Annotated in this window: 11 protein-coding genes; 3 read left to right on the forward strand and 8 right to left on the reverse strand. The window is 32.7% G+C overall.

Annotated elements, in window-relative coordinates:
• Window positions 1-31: 31 nt before the first annotated feature.
• The 3 genes from gerXB to DET63_RS08545 form a co-directional block, all read right to left on the reverse strand.
• Window positions 32-1,111 carry a spore germination protein GerXB gene (gerXB, locus tag DET63_RS08535; RefSeq protein ID WP_113936419.1) on the reverse strand — a complete coding sequence of 360 codons (1,080 nt, stop codon included), beginning with the start codon at window positions 1,109-1,111 and terminating at the stop codon, window positions 32-34.
• A 438-nt stretch (window positions 1,112-1,549) separates the two neighbouring features.
• Entirely contained in the window at window positions 1,550-2,227 is a 678-nt protein-coding gene (locus tag DET63_RS08540; RefSeq protein ID WP_000447830.1) for an ABC transporter ATP-binding protein, read from the reverse strand.
• Window positions 2,228-2,238: 11 nt separating this feature from the next.
• Window positions 2,239-3,663 (reverse strand): ABC transporter permease, encoded by a 1,425-nt coding sequence (locus tag DET63_RS08545; RefSeq protein ID WP_113936420.1) that lies wholly within the window; start codon window positions 3,661-3,663, stop codon window positions 2,239-2,241.
• A gap of 513 nt (window positions 3,664-4,176) precedes the next feature.
• On the opposite strand from DET63_RS08545, the gene DET63_RS08550 reads away from it, so the two are divergent.
• Window positions 4,177-4,638, forward strand: coding sequence for a GNAT family N-acetyltransferase (locus DET63_RS08550; RefSeq protein WP_002032325.1), 462 nt, complete (start codon window positions 4,177-4,179; stop codon window positions 4,636-4,638).
• 394 nt (window positions 4,639-5,032) lie between these two features.
• A complete protein-coding gene (locus DET63_RS08555; RefSeq protein WP_016091412.1) occupies window positions 5,033-6,034 on the forward strand; it encodes an alpha/beta hydrolase in 1,002 nt (333 codons plus the stop codon).
• A 397-nt stretch (window positions 6,035-6,431) separates the two neighbouring features.
• Here the strand turns inward: DET63_RS08555 and pulA are convergent, their stop codons facing one another.
• The 5 genes from pulA to DET63_RS30165 form a co-directional block, all read right to left on the reverse strand.
• The gene (gene pulA, locus DET63_RS08560) at window positions 6,432-9,002 is read right to left on the reverse strand and encodes a type I pullulanase (protein WP_113936421.1); all 2,571 of its coding nucleotides are present in this window, start codon (window positions 9,000-9,002) and stop codon (window positions 6,432-6,434) included.
• 483 nt (window positions 9,003-9,485) lie between these two features.
• Window positions 9,486-11,189, reverse strand: coding sequence for a M4 family metallopeptidase (locus DET63_RS08565; RefSeq protein ID WP_113936422.1), 1,704 nt, complete (start codon window positions 11,187-11,189; stop codon window positions 9,486-9,488).
• 685 nt (window positions 11,190-11,874) lie between these two features.
• Window positions 11,875-13,821 (reverse strand): bifunctional metallophosphatase/5'-nucleotidase, encoded by a 1,947-nt coding sequence (locus DET63_RS08570; RefSeq protein WP_113936423.1) that lies wholly within the window; start codon window positions 13,819-13,821, stop codon window positions 11,875-11,877.
• A 576-nt stretch (window positions 13,822-14,397) separates the two neighbouring features.
• Window positions 14,398-14,913 carry a DinB family protein gene (locus tag DET63_RS08575; protein WP_113936424.1) on the reverse strand — a complete coding sequence of 172 codons (516 nt, stop codon included), beginning with the start codon at window positions 14,911-14,913 and terminating at the stop codon, window positions 14,398-14,400.
• 84 nt (window positions 14,914-14,997) lie between these two features.
• Window positions 14,998-15,150 (reverse strand): hypothetical protein, encoded by a 153-nt coding sequence (locus tag DET63_RS30165; protein WP_181777901.1) that lies wholly within the window; start codon window positions 15,148-15,150, stop codon window positions 14,998-15,000.
• A 299-nt stretch (window positions 15,151-15,449) separates the two neighbouring features.
• Between DET63_RS30165 and secY the strand changes: the two genes are divergently transcribed.
• Complete coding sequence (gene secY / locus DET63_RS08580; protein ID WP_113936425.1) at window positions 15,450-16,754, forward strand: preprotein translocase subunit SecY; 1,305 nt, start codon at window positions 15,450-15,452, stop codon at window positions 16,752-16,754.
• Window positions 16,755-16,780: the final 26 nt, after the last annotated feature.

Here is a 16,780-nt window from a genome sequence, read left to right on the forward strand (position 1 = left end):
AACCTTATATAAAATACATCCTCATACTCTTTTAAGAGCTTTTCTTAAATTTAGCAATCCATACAAACACTATTAGTAAGATAGAAAACAAAAATAGCCCTAAAGCTGAAACTGGTAAAATAATTTGAGATACAAACCAATAGAAATTAGAGTCACTGATGGGTAGTATACTTATTAATAAAATACATGAAAGTATTGCAAACATAATCCCATTTCTCGTTTTCTGATTTGTAATTGATAACAAATCTGGTATAAGAAAAACAACAAGTGATAGACGAATAAATATCCCTACAAGCCACTGATACACGGAGAGAAAGTCTAAATTTTCAATATACCTTCCTATTGACACAAGTCTCCATTCTTCAAATGCTGGATATCGTTGGTTTGCCGCTACGAAAGGTCCAAATTCTATAATAGCTGCCATAACTGGGCCTATTGTGATACCAATAATAACCATTCCCAAAGCAATCAGTTGATATAATTTGACTTTTGAACAAATGTGATGTTGTAAAAAAAGAATAAAAATTAACTCTAGAAATCCTGCTGCAGGATAAACCATCCCTTTAAATACTGGCTTTATTCCATTTTCCATCATTGGCTGAAGTAAAGAATAATCTTTATGTGGAACATTTGCAAACATTACAAAAAAACCAAGTAGGAATACAATAGGTAACAAAACACCTGTTGTAAGTGCAATAGATTGAATTCCTCTTGTAGCATTATAGAGACAAATCATTGAAAAAAGTATTCCTAATACAAAGTGAGGTGTTTCTGGTAAATAAAAAGAGAAAAAGGTTAATGTTTCTTTTAGTGCAACGACACCAATTGTTATTAAATAAATCACAACTATGAATATGATTGGATATACACTGAGTTTCCCGAAATTATTTTTTAACCACGAAAACAAGTGTTCATTTTTTATGTTTCTATATATGATGAATATTAATGAAATCCAAATCAAGTATATAATGCTTACTAATATGATAGAGATCCACGAATCTCTACCTGAGGTATCTAATAACATAGGAATCATAATGACATGATTAATTATCCCAATACTACCAATGAGTATCATAGAAACTTGAAATAAAGTAATTGTTTGCTTAGTCATACATACCACCATATTTTGTAATGAATAAATATTACATAGTATAACTGATACATTGCATCTTTATTCCAAATGGTTAGTGCTTAGAGCCATGGACAATTAAACGCTCTTATTTATAAAATCTATCACATGAGATGTAAGCTAGTTCCTTTTTACAAATAAATAATTAAACGGGACAGTATTTAGATCATACATCTAGATACTGTCCCATTTTTTACATGCAATTCTTCAATGATATAGTAAACCGATCATAACAAAAAGAACCTGTAGAATATACTACAAGTTCTTTTTCAAAAATTGTTAAAAAGGAAATAACAAACTATCTTAACATTCAATACAGGGAGACCATTTTGATTATGGCTTGGTTATATTGTATATCAAATATAAACATTTGAAGAAACTGATTTCGAAAATTATGTGAATTAAAAAACTAGGGTGATATTAAATTTCGTTTACTACCAACTTCTTCTTACTTAAATAGACTGCACGATCTGATTTTTTAGCAACTTCCTGTGAGTGCGTCACAACAATAATACATTTATTTTCTTTATGTGCAAGTTCTTGAAACAGTTCTATTATATCCATTGCCGTTTCTTCGTCGAGGTTTCCTGTCGGCTCATCCGCAATCAGTAAATCAACATTACAAGATAACGCTCGAGCGATTGCAACACGCTGCTGTTGCCCGCCACTTAGTTGCAGAACATTTCGTTTCGCTTCTACTTCTGTAAGTCCTACTTTCTCTAATAATTCTAACGCCCTTGCCGTTTTATTTTGCACTTTAACACCTGTAATTTCCATTGCTGTTAAGACATTTTGAAGAGCAGTCATATAGGTAATCAAATTATACGATTGGAAAATTACCGATACATTTTGATTACGGTACCGATCCAAACCAATTTTTCGAATATCCTTTCCATTAAATAGTACATAACCATTTTTAGGTATATCTAGCCCACAACCTAAGCTAAGCGTAGTGGTTTTACCAGATCCGGATGGTCCTAGAATCGTGTAGAAATGTCCTTTTTGAAAAGAAAAGTTAACATTTTCTAGTATCGCTACTTTTTTTCCGTTACTTTCATAATAATAATCTAAGTTTTTAAATTGTAAAATCGTCTCCATATCGAGCCTCCTTATTCATCTTTTAAAAGAATTTGTTTTGGATTCAGGCGTAGAATAGATAATGCTGGAAGAAGCGTTGCTAATATAGCAATAGCTAGTCCAATTCCCCCCATTTTTCCTACATCCTCTCCCGTTACACTTACATCAATTTTATCAATTGGCTCCTTTTTTTGGTCTTGTAGACTACCACCAGGTCCAGCCACCATTACAGTACTATTTTGTGAGGTGTCTGTTTCTTCACTTGCTGTAGCAACTTCACTCGAAAGTAAGTTATCCCCTACGAACTGAGAAACTTTAGCTCCTGTTGTTATGGATAATCCAAACGCTAAAATAGCAATACATACTACTTCTACTACGAACTGCGCCATCAGTTTCCATTTTTTCTCTCCAATGGACAATAAAATCCCCATTTCCTTACGACGTGCTTTAATCGATAACATAATGATTAATCCTAAGATAATCGCACCTGCAATAGATACCATATAGATAATCATTTGAGACGTAGAAGCGATATTTTCGATAGGACCAATCATTTGTTTGTACAATGAATCTTGTGCATCTAACTTAAAATAATTAAAATCAATATCAGATTTTTTTGCTTCTTTTTTAAATGCATCAATGTATTGTGGATCGTTCAATGAGTACACAGCTTGAATACTACTACTCATACCTTCATCTGTTTCTAATTTTTTTAAAGTAGAGTAAGGCATATATAGTTTATTAGCTGGATTCATCATAGGAGGGGGATTTTGACCCATTGGTTGCTCATTCGTTTCGTAAATACCGATAATTTCAATTTCAAGAGTTTCCTTTTTATCCCCTGATTGAACTTTAACTTTATCTCCTACTTTCAAATTATTTTGTTCCGCTAATCGTTTTTCCATTAAAGCTACATTTTGATCTTGCATCTGTTCTGTAATTGGTTTTCCATCAACGATTTTATTTTTTCCATTTTTAAAGCTTTCTTGTAATAAAGACTTGCGAACTCCTTCTATCATAAGAGAAGAATTCATATCTATTTCTGTACCTGAACCTGATCCTCCCACCATTGCCACGCTACCTTTTCCTTTTCCTTCTCCTTCTGAAACTCCTACTAATTTAAATCCATCTGCAATTCCGAAATTATGGGTTATATAATTGTAGTCTTTTACATGCTTTGACTTGGCTAATTGATCTGTTTCTTTTGTATTGAGATGCGGCGGATTAGGCGCTTCTCCAGTTTCCCTTGCTTGTTTTCCTAATTTATCAAAATCAAGACCTAAAGTAACATCAGCACCCAGTTTTTTTCTTGCTGCATCAGCAGCTTTTTTTGATGCATTTTGGATTGTGAATCCTGCCAACACTAAATTTGTAACAATTAGGAAAACTGCCATCAAAATTAATGATGTTCCTACTCTTTTTTTCATACTGAGAATTGCTCGTTTCATAAAGTTCATTTTTTCTTACCTCCTTGATAACTTGTATTCTATATAGGTTATCTAGAGTCTATATGGAGCTAATCGGTAGTTTATCTAGAGATATAAGGAGTTTATGTGTAGTTATTCATTGACCTGGTCAAGAAAGACCGGAACACATATTCAAAAACGTAATCGTTTTTGAATATTGGCAAGGAGGTTATGGCTTTAGATAGCATTGAATGAGAGCATACAAATCCATGCTTATTACGTAATTTCTATACAACAAATAAAAACCACCCTATTTGGATGGTTATATGTGTGCTTGTTAAATATGAAAATTCATTAAAGAATATGGAGGTTTATTGAAGTTGGTCGGATTCTCTAATAATAATATTGTGTTAAAAAGCCTAACTTATAATTTTATAAGTTAGGCTTTTATGCTATCTATAAGAAAAAGTTATAGAGACTCATAATATTTTATAATTTAACCTTTTGTATTTAAACAAGTAAAATAAAAGTAACAAGTGCATACATTAAGGAGGTTTTTTGATAGTGACAGAAACTATAACATTTAGGATTGCAACGGCAGATGATTTAGATGAAATTGTAAAAATGCTTGCTGATGATGTTTTAGGAAATAAAAGAGAGCGCTATGAAACACCACTCCCTGATAGTTATATAAGAGCATTTCATGCTATTGATTGTGATCCAAATAACGAGTTGATTGTAGCGTGTGATGGGACGGAGATTGTCGGTATTCAACAAATTACATTTACGCCTTACATTGTACGTCAAGGGGGTTGGAGAGCTACAATTGAGGGTGTACGGACAGCCTCATCAAAACGTGGTAAAGGTATAGGAAGTAAACTTATTAAATGGGCTATTCAACGTGCTAAATTACGGGGATGTCATTTAGTACAGTTAACAACAGATAAAGAACGACAAGAAGCTTTACACTTTTATAAGAAATTAGGTTTTAAAGATTCTCATGAAGGATTAAAACTCTTTCTCTAATGAATATAGCTATTTATATACCAAAAAGACGTATATTGTGAGGTTAATTAACTATAGGCTTCGAAAATCATGGTAACTATCACTTTATTAAATATACAAATTGACACATTGTCTTTCATATAAATTACGTCACTTCAAAAGGTGTACCTTTTGATACGAAAATAAGTAAGTTAATGTTCTCTTTTATGCGTGAGAATATTAACTTGCTTTTTAGGTTTTTGTAAAAGATATTTATAGTTTTATTTTATTGATAGCTTTATAATATAATATACAAATTCCCCACCTGTTTTATAATTCAAGCATCTACTATTAGGAAAAGAGAATATTTCACAATTAATTTACAGCATAAATTTTGTCCACCTTTTAGACGATATGTATTTTGGAGGAGGTTAATTTGATTTTTTCAAAACTCATTGATCGATACGCCTTGTATGATTTGCACAAAAAAAGAAGTGTAAAGTTTCAGTATACTTCTCTTTCTAACACTTCACTATATATAAAGGACATAGAATTTTTTTATAAAGTAAAACCATCTCATATTCATTTTAACATTAAGCATTTAAAACAAGAAAAGGAATACATGGTTGGACAATTCAAATATAAAAGCTCGGTTCAATCTGGTGATTCACGCAACGATTCTGTCACTGGGGAATTATTTTTACATGAAAATGAAGATGCACCTCATGTCATCTTTGTTCACGGTTGGAGAATGGATTCTAACGAACGTGTAAAAAAAATATTCCACGACCATATGACCAACTTGAAGTGGAATATTTATTATTTCACTTTACCATATCATTTTGACAGAAAACCGAACCAATCCCTATACAGTGGAGAGTACATGGTAAGTGCCAATGTTGAACGAACTGTAGAAGCAACTAGACAAGCGGTAGCTGATTTACGAACTTTGATCAAATGGATTAAAGCAAATAAAAATGGTCCCTTGATTTTAATAGGAATCAGTTTAGGTGGAGTTATTACTAACTTAACATCTCTTGTTGAACCAGAAATTGATGTGTTAGCATCCATTTTCTACGCGAATCGACTCTCTTATTCAATTTGGAAGACAAATCCAGGTAAATTTATTAGAGAAGACTTGGAACATCATGGTGTTACGTATGATGATTTAATAGCTTATTGGAAAATCACTGAACCGAGTCAAGCGTTACCAAAAGTAAAAAAAGAAAATATTTTATTAATTTCAGGTAAGCACGATCTATATGTGCACTCTGAGGATACGGACTATTTGTGGGAATCCTGGGAAAGACCTACAAGATATATTTATACATGTGGACATGCCGGGATTGTTCTTAAACGCAAAAAAATTGCAACTGATACTATCAATTTTATTCAGAATCGATTGAACTCCCCTCACATCCCCAAAGACATACCTTAAAGTGAGGGATTACTAAGTATAGACTCTTATACTTGTAATCTTTCATTTTATACCAAGTTCATTTCATACGGAAAAGGGTTACTCATCATTTTCACCAGGGGCTTATTTTTATGAAAAGAAATTATTGTTGTTTACCCTTTATATGCAATATTACATATAAAAATCTTTAATTGTTCTGTTATAATTTTAAGAGTGAATTATTCATCCATTAATTTACACCATCCATATCTACAGTTATGGAAACCCTAATTACACGTAAAAAAGAGAAGAACCTTGGTGAGTTCTTCTTTTTTTGTTTATTTTTTTCATTAAATTGTAATATAATTACAGTATGTGAAATTATACTAAGTTAACTTTTAAAGCGAAGTGAAAACAACCGTCACTTCGCTTTTTGCATTTATTTAATCGGTTTCTCTGTTTTTAAAACTAGTGAACTTAATGCAGGAATTTTAATTTTATTGTCATGGACAACGTAAAGTGTTTTACTTCCCGCCTGATTCCCGTTTACTAGCACTTTCCATGGACCTTTCGATGGAAGTGTTATATCAACGGCTTCCCTATTTGCATTGTGAGCCACCATAAAGTATTCGCTTTTATTCCCACTTCCCTTTCCATCTATTGTATAAGCTACAACATTTTTTGGAACATCGATAAAAGCAATATGCTTTTTAATTTGCTCTGCAGATGTCATTCGAAAAGCTGGGTATTTTTTGCGTAAATCTATTAAGCCCTTCATGTACTCTACTTCATTATTAAATGCTGCACGGCGTAACCAGTCCATCTGGTTAATTGAATCAGGAGATTTGTAACTATTATGATCACCATATTTTGTGCGCATAAACTCTTGTCCTGCATGTAAGAATGGAATACCTTGTGATGTTAATAAAATAGAAGAAGATAATTTATGCATTTGTTTTCGCATTTCTTCACTGTCACCTGAATTAGTCAACTCAAGTTTATCCCATAAAGTATGATTGTCATGTGCTTCCACATAAGTTAGCACCTGCTCCGGATCTTGATAAGTAGACGAATTTGTATCATAGTCAATACCGGCTGTAATGCCTTTTTTAATACGGTCTTCCATGTTTTGTTTTCCATTTACAAAACCATTTTCTTTCTCCTCAAATACACTACCTTTCAATCCATCACGTATATTATCGTTAAAATGAGCAATCCCTTTCATTTTCTCCGCATTTTTTTGATTTGCTTTCAATTCAGCCGCAAGAGGTGTATTTAAATCCCATCCTTCTCCATGCAGAATAATAGAAGGATCAATTTGATTAACAGCTTTACGTATCTCATTCATCGTTTCATAATCATGAATACCCATTAAATCAAAACGGAACCCATCTAAATTGTATTCTTTTGCCCAGTATGTGACGGAATCTACCATGAATTTTCTCATCATCTTTCGTTCTGAAGCGGTATCATTCCCTACTCCAGTTCCATTTGCTAATGTTCCGTCTTCATTGTAACGATAATAGTAACCTGGAACTAACTTATGAAAATTTGATTCAGCGGCATTATACATATGGTTATATACTACGTCCATCACAACACGAAGATTATTATCATGCAATGTTTGAATCATTTGCTTTAATTCAGTTATTCGAACAGTTGGCTCAAAAGGATTTGTAGAATAGGAGCCCTCTGGGACATTGAAATTTTTCGGGTCATATCCCCAATTATATTGTGGTTCATTTAAATTCTCTTCATTTACTGAAGCATAATCAAATATCGGCAAAAACTGAACGTGAGTAACACCAAGATCTTTCATATGATCAAGTCCTGTTTTTACACCTTCAGGCCCTTTTGTTCCTTTTTCTGTTACACCTAAATATTTTCCTTTTTGCTTAATACCACTTTCAGGTTGAATGGAAAGATCGCGTACATGCAATTCATAAATAATAGCATCTTCCGGATTTTTAAATTTTGGCTTTTTGTTCACTTTCCATTTTTTAGGATTTGTTTCTTCTAAATCAACAACTGCACCTTTATCTCCATTTACAGAAGCAGCACGCACATACGGATCAACCGCTTCAGTCCACTTATCCCCAATTTTCACCTTATACGTATAAAAGAGACCTTTTTTGTTCCCTTTAAGTTCTGCTTTCCAAGTTCCCTTTTCACCTTGTTGCATGTTTACTTCAGTACCTATTTTATCGCTCCATTTTTTATATGTAACTAACTTCGCTTCACTCGCAGTAGGAGCCCATAAACGGAACTTTGTATGTTGCGGAGTATATATATTCCCTAAATCATTACCACCATAATAAAATAAATTATCAAATTCCTCGCTACGAATGACTTTACCGATTTCAGTATTCGCATCAGCTAAGTTTGCTATTTTAACTTTGTATGTTTGTTTTAAATCAATTTTCTGTTCCGTAATTATTTTAACCTTATTAGTATTATCTCCACTATTTTTATCATAAGGATTAATTGCCTTAATTTTAATTCCCTCAATTTCAATTTTCTGTTCCTTACTATTAAACGGAACATTAGTCGTTACAGTAATTTCATTAAAACTATCAATAGTAGCTTTTTGAATTGAGAGATCCGAAGAAGGCTTAGAGTTATATACTTTTTCATCACCCGAAAGGATCCATACTTCAGCACGACCATCCCTTATATTTTCAACCCAGTGATCACCTCCATCTTTTTCCCATTCATTGGTACGAACTATAAATCCTACACGATTATAGTCACCATCTATTTTTATCTTAGCGTATTTTCCAAATTCATCTTCACCAGTAAATTCATAAGATTTACCGTTTGCATTTTCTCCCCATGCCCAAAGATTCCAGTCTTTTGTATTTCCAGATTTCTCTTTGTAATGAATGATAACTTCAGTTGTTTTCGAATTTGAAACTGCCTTCACACTCTGAAAAGAGAAAACAGATGATAACATAACGATTATGGCAAGTAATAAAAATGATTTGTTAATTAATCTTTTTGTCATTTGCACCACATACACCCTTTCTTTATATAGTACGAGCTATTTATTATGCTCATACTAAATTACACTGCTTAAATTAATGTAGAAATCCCTTTTACTTCACCCCCATATTGACTATTTTCACGTATGTATTTCAATGATCTTTTAATACGAAAACGTTTGCATTAATGCTTAAAAAAATAGATTTGTTTTTGCCCTCATATATTTGTAAATACTAAAAGATCAGGGAAATCATTTTAAAGCAATCGTTTGTTATCGCTTTCATTCTATAGCACTTACTATTAAGAGGTCAATATATTATTAATTTTCTGTTTTTATACCCTTGAAATCTTATATATTTGTCGTAACTTATTGAAGATAGATGCCTGATTATTGCTTAGTAATTTTATTTTCACTAATACATTGCCACGTAAAAAAACAGCTAATATCTTAATATGATATTAGCTGTTTTTTATAATGTATTAATATATGAATAAAAACTATATTTCTAACTTACTTAATTTTTGCTGCATCAAATGCCTTTTGCACTGCTTGAACTTCAGCTGTATTCGCCCCATATTTATTAGTTGCCACTCGAATACATGCTGATTTCAATTCTTTGAAATTAGAAGTCATGTTTAACTCATCTGTATTTGCATAATAGAAAATATCAAACATTTTATCTTCACCAATTCCTTTAACAGTTACTCCGTTATGAGTTCCGCCTTTTGCAATGAGATACGCAACTTTATTAATAATACTTGAATTAAAATGAACGCCACCTTGATCCCATCCATTAAAATCGTTAAATTCACTGTAATCATCTGGATACGGTACTCCAAGTGAAGATGGAACAGAAGCTGGGTTTTCCATATCACGGAAAACAGATCCAGTTTGTTCGCCCATTGTCCAGTTAAAGGTTCCATTATTTACGTATTTCTCAATAGATGTTCCCATAATATCAGATAGCGCCTCATTAATCGCACCAGATTCACCGTAATATTCAAGATTAGATTCGCTAGAAGTAACAGCATGTGTAAATTCATGTCCAGCTACGTCATATGCCTTGACAATAGGATCACCATATACAAGCATACTTCCATTATTAGCACTTAATGCATTTTGCCAATTTTTCGGATCGTTCGTATCTTCAGAATCCCAAGCATGTACAACTGAAACTACCTTTTGTCCCTTATTATCAAAACTATTACGCTTATATTTATCTTTATAAAAATCAAATACCTTTGTTGCTAAGTAATGAGCACTTACTGCTTTTGGATCGTTAAATGTTGTTGAAGTGCTGGTTGCTAGTGTACCAGGATAATAGCTTTCTTCTTTAGTAATATCTCTGTAATTCACATCATATGTTTCAATTCCTTGCCCTCTTGTATAATCGGCAAGTGCATATTTGCCATTACTTTGTTTAGAAATACCAAATGAACGAGATATACCTAAATCATCTTTTCCTGTTCCAGTTAATGATGTAAGACTGCTTTTTTTACTTTCCTTTAAAGCTCCAACTAGTTTTTCACTTGCTTTTAAGTTAGATTCTTGTACCATATTTTTTAACATATCACCATTTTGTGCATTTACTAAATAAGTTCCAGAAACATAGTTTGGTGTTGCCGCTTCAAATGTAACTTGATATGCATTTGAAGCTTGTCCATTATTTTCATCAACAAAAATAACTTCCTTAACTTCTGGCTCAGAAATAAACTTGATATCGTTCCCATATTTCGTATAAATATATTGTTTCGCTTCATCTTTTGATAGATTAATAGGCTTTTTCAATTCTTCTTGTTTTAAATTTTGCGCGCTATCGCCTGAAACACTTTTAATAACACCCTTATTATCTACGTGTGCAGTTAATTGATGGCCATATACTTCTTTTCCTTCGTATGTTTGCTGCATACGCACAAGTGTTGTTCCATCATACGAACCACGTTTTTGAAGAACTTTATAATCTACTCCTGTTTCTCCATTGACTTGCTTTGGAGAAAGAGCTTGTTCAGCTTTCTCCTTAAGAGCATCTTTTACTACATTCTCTGGTGTTTTTTGTGACGGTTGTGTAAGTTCACCTGAACGGAATGAGTCCTCTTGAATTTGAACTTGTAGTTGATCTGTTTCCTCTGCATGGCCTATTCCGTATGGTGCCACAGCTGTTAAAGCTAATCCTGTTGTTAATGCTACTTTAGTTAATGTCTTTGTGTTTTTCATTTTTTCACCTCGTATAATTTTTGAAATAGAAAGCTTGTACAAAGTATACTGTCTATTTATGTCGAAAAAAAGAGAAAATACAAAATTTATGTAATATTATGCAAAATTACATAAATGTGGTCGATAAAATAAAAAATGAGCCCTTTTAGGTGCTCATCCAATTGGTTAGTTATTAATTATCTATATTCATTCTAATCAAAGTACACTTATATCTTATTAACAACATAAAAAACCACTCTTTACTATTTTAAGAATAGTAGATAAATACTTTAGTGAGGCAACGCATATAGAAGTTAGATTTTTCAATATAATTTTGTTATTTATGTCTATAGCTGCATGGATTGGAACGTATTGAGACTGCTGAAGTCTTATATGAGTTTCAGGCTTTTTTATCTTGTCAAAAATATCTTTTAAAGATAAATTTTTCTCCCCATTTAAATATAGAAAAGGACGTATCTATTGCATGTTATTAACTTAAGGTATGTTCTTTTAAAGCATATTATAAATATACATAGCGAGAAATGAAACAATAATTATTCAAATGAAAACCCCCTGAATTTTTAAAGTAATCCAGGGGGGTTTTTACCGATGATTTTCTATATTTCCATACCGATCACAAACTTTTTTAGGATAATGGTATGTCCAAGTTGAATAGTTTGTTGCACGAGAGCCATCTTTTTTATATTTATTTAATTATCCTACTAAGTTTTTTGTAAAATTCACCTTTTCTTTTTACATGATTAAACTGATTTGGATTAATATTAGCTTTTTGTGAGAGTGCTACAATCTCTTCTTTTGTAATTGAATCTTTAGTATTTATAGATGCTATATTTGTATATTTTCCATCTTCTGTTTTTGGGATTTCTAAAATCCCTTTATTTACAAGATCAACTACAGCCTTATGCTCTGAAGAATGTGTATCTACACCAGTAATTTTCCAATTATGCATAACTTTTGGCGTGTATACACCGTTCTTTACCTCTTTTAAATATGTAATAGCAAGATTACGAATGGTTCCACCTGTTTCTCCGAATGCATTCTCTTGTTTAGATGACCAAGTTTGTTCAAATTTACGTCCCTCTAAAGCTCCCCCTTTTGCCTGAAGAGCCTCCATTCTATACGCATTCATTCCTAGCGTCATAACATCGCTCATTTTGATTGGTTTATTTGTACGAATAGAGCGTAAATTTGTAATTCTACTACCATATGGTTTTGTTAAGTCAATTTCGTATTTTACGCCTCCAAAGAAATCGTTCGTACTGTATTTAGACGCACGACGGTTTTTATCAAAGCTAACTGTTACATCTCCGGCACGAGATGAGTTAAAATATCCTGCTGCCCATTCCATATAGTCTTTTAAATCTTTTCCAGTTATCTTATATACTGTAATTTCTCCCAAAGCATATTGATAATTATAAGCAATATCTTTCTTCTTTATAGGACCTATATCCAAACGGGCATAATCATTATCAATTTGATGGGCTACTACATCCGCCTTGCTGTAATGGAGCATGACTTCATGAAAGAAATCTGATAAAGGTGTCTCTTGAATCTGCACACTTGGAATACCCTTTATTTCATTTTCAGGAACAAGGTTTCTACCCTTTAATTGAGCGACTACAACATTTGCATCTCCTCTCGCATACTCATGAAAAGGTGTTAGTGTTTCTTCAAGTGTAGAATCAGATAATACTGTAGTTCCATCAGCATTTTTTACAGGTATAGCGGTAGCTGTTTTATCTTTTAAAACAAGCTTCCCATCTTGCTTTGTAAAAGTAAGGTCAATACGTGAAATATGCGTTCCGTATTTATCTGGTTCTGTAATAATCACGCCATTTACAACTTCTTTTTTTACAAGTTTATGCATATGAGCCGCAAAAATAGCGCTTAGTTCCGGACAAGCATTCGCAATATCTTGAACACCAGTACCTGGGATTCCATTCTCATTTTCTAGTCCCATATGCATAACCCCTACCATTACATCTACTTTATCTTCTAATTCTTTAATAGCCTTTTTTGTCTCTTCTACTGGATTTTTCACTACTAAACCATCCAAATGATCTGTCCCTTTTTCAAAATCACTAATCATTGGTGTATTCATACCAATAATCCCGACTTTAATTCCACCTTTTTCAACAATCGTATATGCAGGAAGAAAACGCTCTCCATTTTCCTTATAAATATTTCCTGCTAACGTCTTTCCCTTGTATTGCTGACTAACTTTTTTCAATGTATCTAATCCAAAGTTGAATTCATGATTTCCAAATGCCCAGGCATCATATCCCATTGTATTCATCGCTACCATCATTGGCGATTGTGGCTTATCGTTGAATAATTCTACTGAGTTTCCTTGAATTGTATCCCCGGCATCTACTAATATGGTATTTGGATTTTCTTGACGTACCTTCTTTATAACCGTATAAAGCTGCGTCAAACTTCCACTCATATTTGCTCCATCAAGCGCATAATCCCAAGGCATAAATCTACCATGAATATCTGCAGTACCTAACAATGTAATATTAACATTAGATTCCTCAGCCTTAGAAATAGCTGGTTTGACTGTTACTGCTGTTACAAGAAGCATAAGAATAATAAAATAGCATACATAGTTCTTCCATTTCGTTTTTTGCATAATATCAATATTTCTCCCCTTTTTGTACTGTCATAAAGTTGCTTGAACTTTAAAAATATAACTTGTTATTCAGAAAACTTCAACTGCAAAAATAAAGAGAATAAAATGCATATATCCCTTAATAGAATTGTATTTTATCGTTTTCTGACAAAATACTTATTCCTCAAACGCGTGAAAGGTGCTTACCCAATGGTAGGTGTAAGATTACTTTCAAAAATTTGGACATATAGCTCATTTCCGAAAATCATTATAACTTAAAGATATAGTGTGTAATGCTGATTACATTTTCGGATTTCATTGCCAATTTATTTTTTTCTAAATGAAAATGCTGAGATCACTTCCAAAAATAATAACCCCGCTCTTCATTTAAGACGGGGTTACACTTATACAGCAAATCGGATTCAGATTTTTTTGAATGTTCGTTTCCTCTTCAGGGGGAAGATCTACTAGTTTCGTAATTTCTTCAGCTTATTGGTTGCTTTCAACTAAATTCATCATAATTTTAATCAGGATTTCTATTTTATCACTCGAAACCTTGATGCTATCCCAAATCGCTCAAAAAATAGATAATGATGTTTACTTTTCAACTCCACAAAGTAATTTTATCTCTTTAATTTGTTCTATATGACGCTGTTCATGCAAATAGATCAGTTCTATCCACTGATCAAGAAGTAATTCTCCAAGAGCTGGATGCGTCACTGATTTTTTCGCTAATATAGATTCATCTTCTATTGTACTCAGGAAACGCATCAATTCTTTTCTAGAGTCGTTTAACAAATCAACCATTTGCTGCACTTCAAATGGTTCTATACTTGGTTCAATCATTTCTGGGGCTATAAATTTTATCGATCTATCTAATAAAATAGTGTGAATTTCTTTACGCTCATTTAAGATACTATCCACCTTTTTTAATCCCGATGAAATAACTGTTATAACTCTCTCATCTAATAAAACTAAGTGATGACAAACTTGTGCTATACTCCATTTATCCTTATCTGGTTTCCTATTAAATTGAGCATCACTTAACAAAGTAATTTCCTCAAATAATTGATTTCTAGTTTCATAAAACTTGTCATTTACAAATGTATTCATGTGAATTCTCCTTTCATTAGAACCTACATACTTAGATTCCTACGCTAGAAATATTCTCTATGGAAAAAAGATTTTCCTTCACTATTATTCCAATCCAATCTTTTCTTTCTTTAGTAGGTTCTCTAATTCATGCTGAAACGTATGAGTTCTCTCAACATCCTTGAAGATTTCCTTGGGGTTATTATGCGCTACAGCTACATCATAATACTTTCCACGGAATCCCTTCAATATAACCACATAAAACGTTCCTAATTATCAATCTAGCATTAAATATATGTAAAAAATCATCCTATTCATTCATTTTTAATGCTTATGTATGTACATTTGTTAATTTATTAGTTATATTATGGGTATTGAATGATTACGAAAAGTCAATAAATCGCTTGTATAACACCTTATATTTTTATATCCGTGAAAACTACAAAATGTATAAAATTCCATTTGTCAAATGAATTTAATGCGGAAGGAGGTTTGTGGTTACTTCATCGGGATATAATAATCAGTTTTGAACTGATAAAAATATAGGAGGCGACATAATGTTTCGTACGATTTCAAATTTCATGAGAGTAGCTGAGATAAGAAACAAAATTCTTTTTACACTAGCGATGCTAATTGTTTTTCGAATTGGCACGTTTATTCCAGTTCCTCATACTAACGCAGAGGTATTAAAAGTACAAGATCAAGCCAACGTTTTAGGTATGCTAAACGTATTTGGCGGAGGAGCACTGCAACACTTCTCAATCTTTGCTGTAGGTATCACACCATATATTACAGCTTCTATCATTGTACAATTACTACAAATGGACGTTGTACCTAAATTTACAGAATGGGCAAAGCAAGGAGAAATGGGCCGTAAGAAATCAGCTCAATTTACTCGATACTTTACAATCATTCTCGCATTTATACAATCCATTGGGATGTCTTATGGTTTTAATAATATAGCAGGTGGACAATTAATTACAGATCAAAGCTGGACTACATACTTATTTATTGCGACAGTTTTAACTGCTGGTACTGCATTTTTACTTTGGTTAGGTGAACAAATTACCGCTAATGGCGTTGGTAATGGAATCTCAATGATTATCTTCGCAGGACTTGTTGCGGCGATTCCGAATGTCGCTAATCAAATTTATTTGCAACAATTCCAAAACGCAGGCGATCAGTTATTTATGCACATAATAAAAATGGTTTTAATTGGACTCGTAATTTTAGCGATAGTTGTTGGTGTTATTTACATTCAACAAGCTGTTCGAAAAATACCGATTCAATATGCAAAAGCTGTTTCAGGAAACAATCAATATCAAGGGGCAAAAAATACTCATTTACCTCTTAAAGTAAATAGTGCAGGTGTAATTCCTGTTATCTTTGCTTCAGCCTTTTTAATGACGCCGCGTACAATTGCGCAGCTCTTCCCTGATTCAAGCGTATCTAAATGGATAATTGCCAATCTTGATTTTTCACATCCATTTGGAATGACACTATATGTGGGTCTTATCGTTGCCTTCACATATTTCTACGCGTTTATTCAAGTAAATCCTGAACAAATGGCTGAGAATTTGAAAAAGCAAAACGGATATGTCCCGGGTATTCGCCCAGGTAAATCTACAGAACAGTATGTAACAAAAATTTTATACCGTTTAACATTTATCGGTGCGATTTTCTTAGGAGCAATTTCAATATTACCACTTGTATTTACAAAAATCGCTACATTACCACCATCTGCTCAAATCGGTGGTACAAGTTTACTAATCATCGTAGGTGTTGCATTAGAAACGATGAAGACGTTAGAAAGTCAACTTGTTAAGCGTCATTATAAAGGTTTTATAAAAAAAGTGAATTAATTACAAAAACACACTAGAAGTCACAA

This window comes from Bacillus sp. DB-2 (genome assembly GCF_003315125.1).
Lineage (GTDB): Bacteria > Bacillota > Bacilli > Bacillales > Bacillaceae_G > Bacillus_A > Bacillus_A mycoides.

Excerpts from the sequence above, each read along its gene's own strand:
- gerXB (WP_113936419.1), bottom strand. The coding sequence starts at position 1,111 with ATGACTAAGCAAACAATTACTTTATTTCAAGTTTCTATGATACTCATT.
- DET63_RS08540 (WP_000447830.1), bottom strand. The coding sequence starts at position 2,227 with ATGGAGACGATTTTACAATTTAAAAACTTAGATTATTATTATGAAAGT.
- DET63_RS08545 (WP_113936420.1), bottom strand. The coding sequence starts at position 3,663 with ATGAACTTTATGAAACGAGCAATTCTCAGTATGAAAAAAAGAGTAGGA.
- DET63_RS08565 (WP_113936422.1), bottom strand. The coding sequence starts at position 11,189 with ATGAAAAACACAAAGACATTAACTAAAGTAGCATTAACAACAGGATTA.
- DET63_RS08570 (WP_113936423.1), bottom strand. The coding sequence starts at position 13,821 with ATGCAAAAAACGAAATGGAAGAACTATGTATGCTATTTTATTATTCTT.
- DET63_RS08575 (WP_113936424.1), bottom strand. The coding sequence starts at position 14,913 with ATGAATACATTTGTAAATGACAAGTTTTATGAAACTAGAAATCAATTA.
- secY (WP_113936425.1), top strand. The coding sequence starts at position 15,450 with ATGTTTCGTACGATTTCAAATTTCATGAGAGTAGCTGAGATAAGAAAC.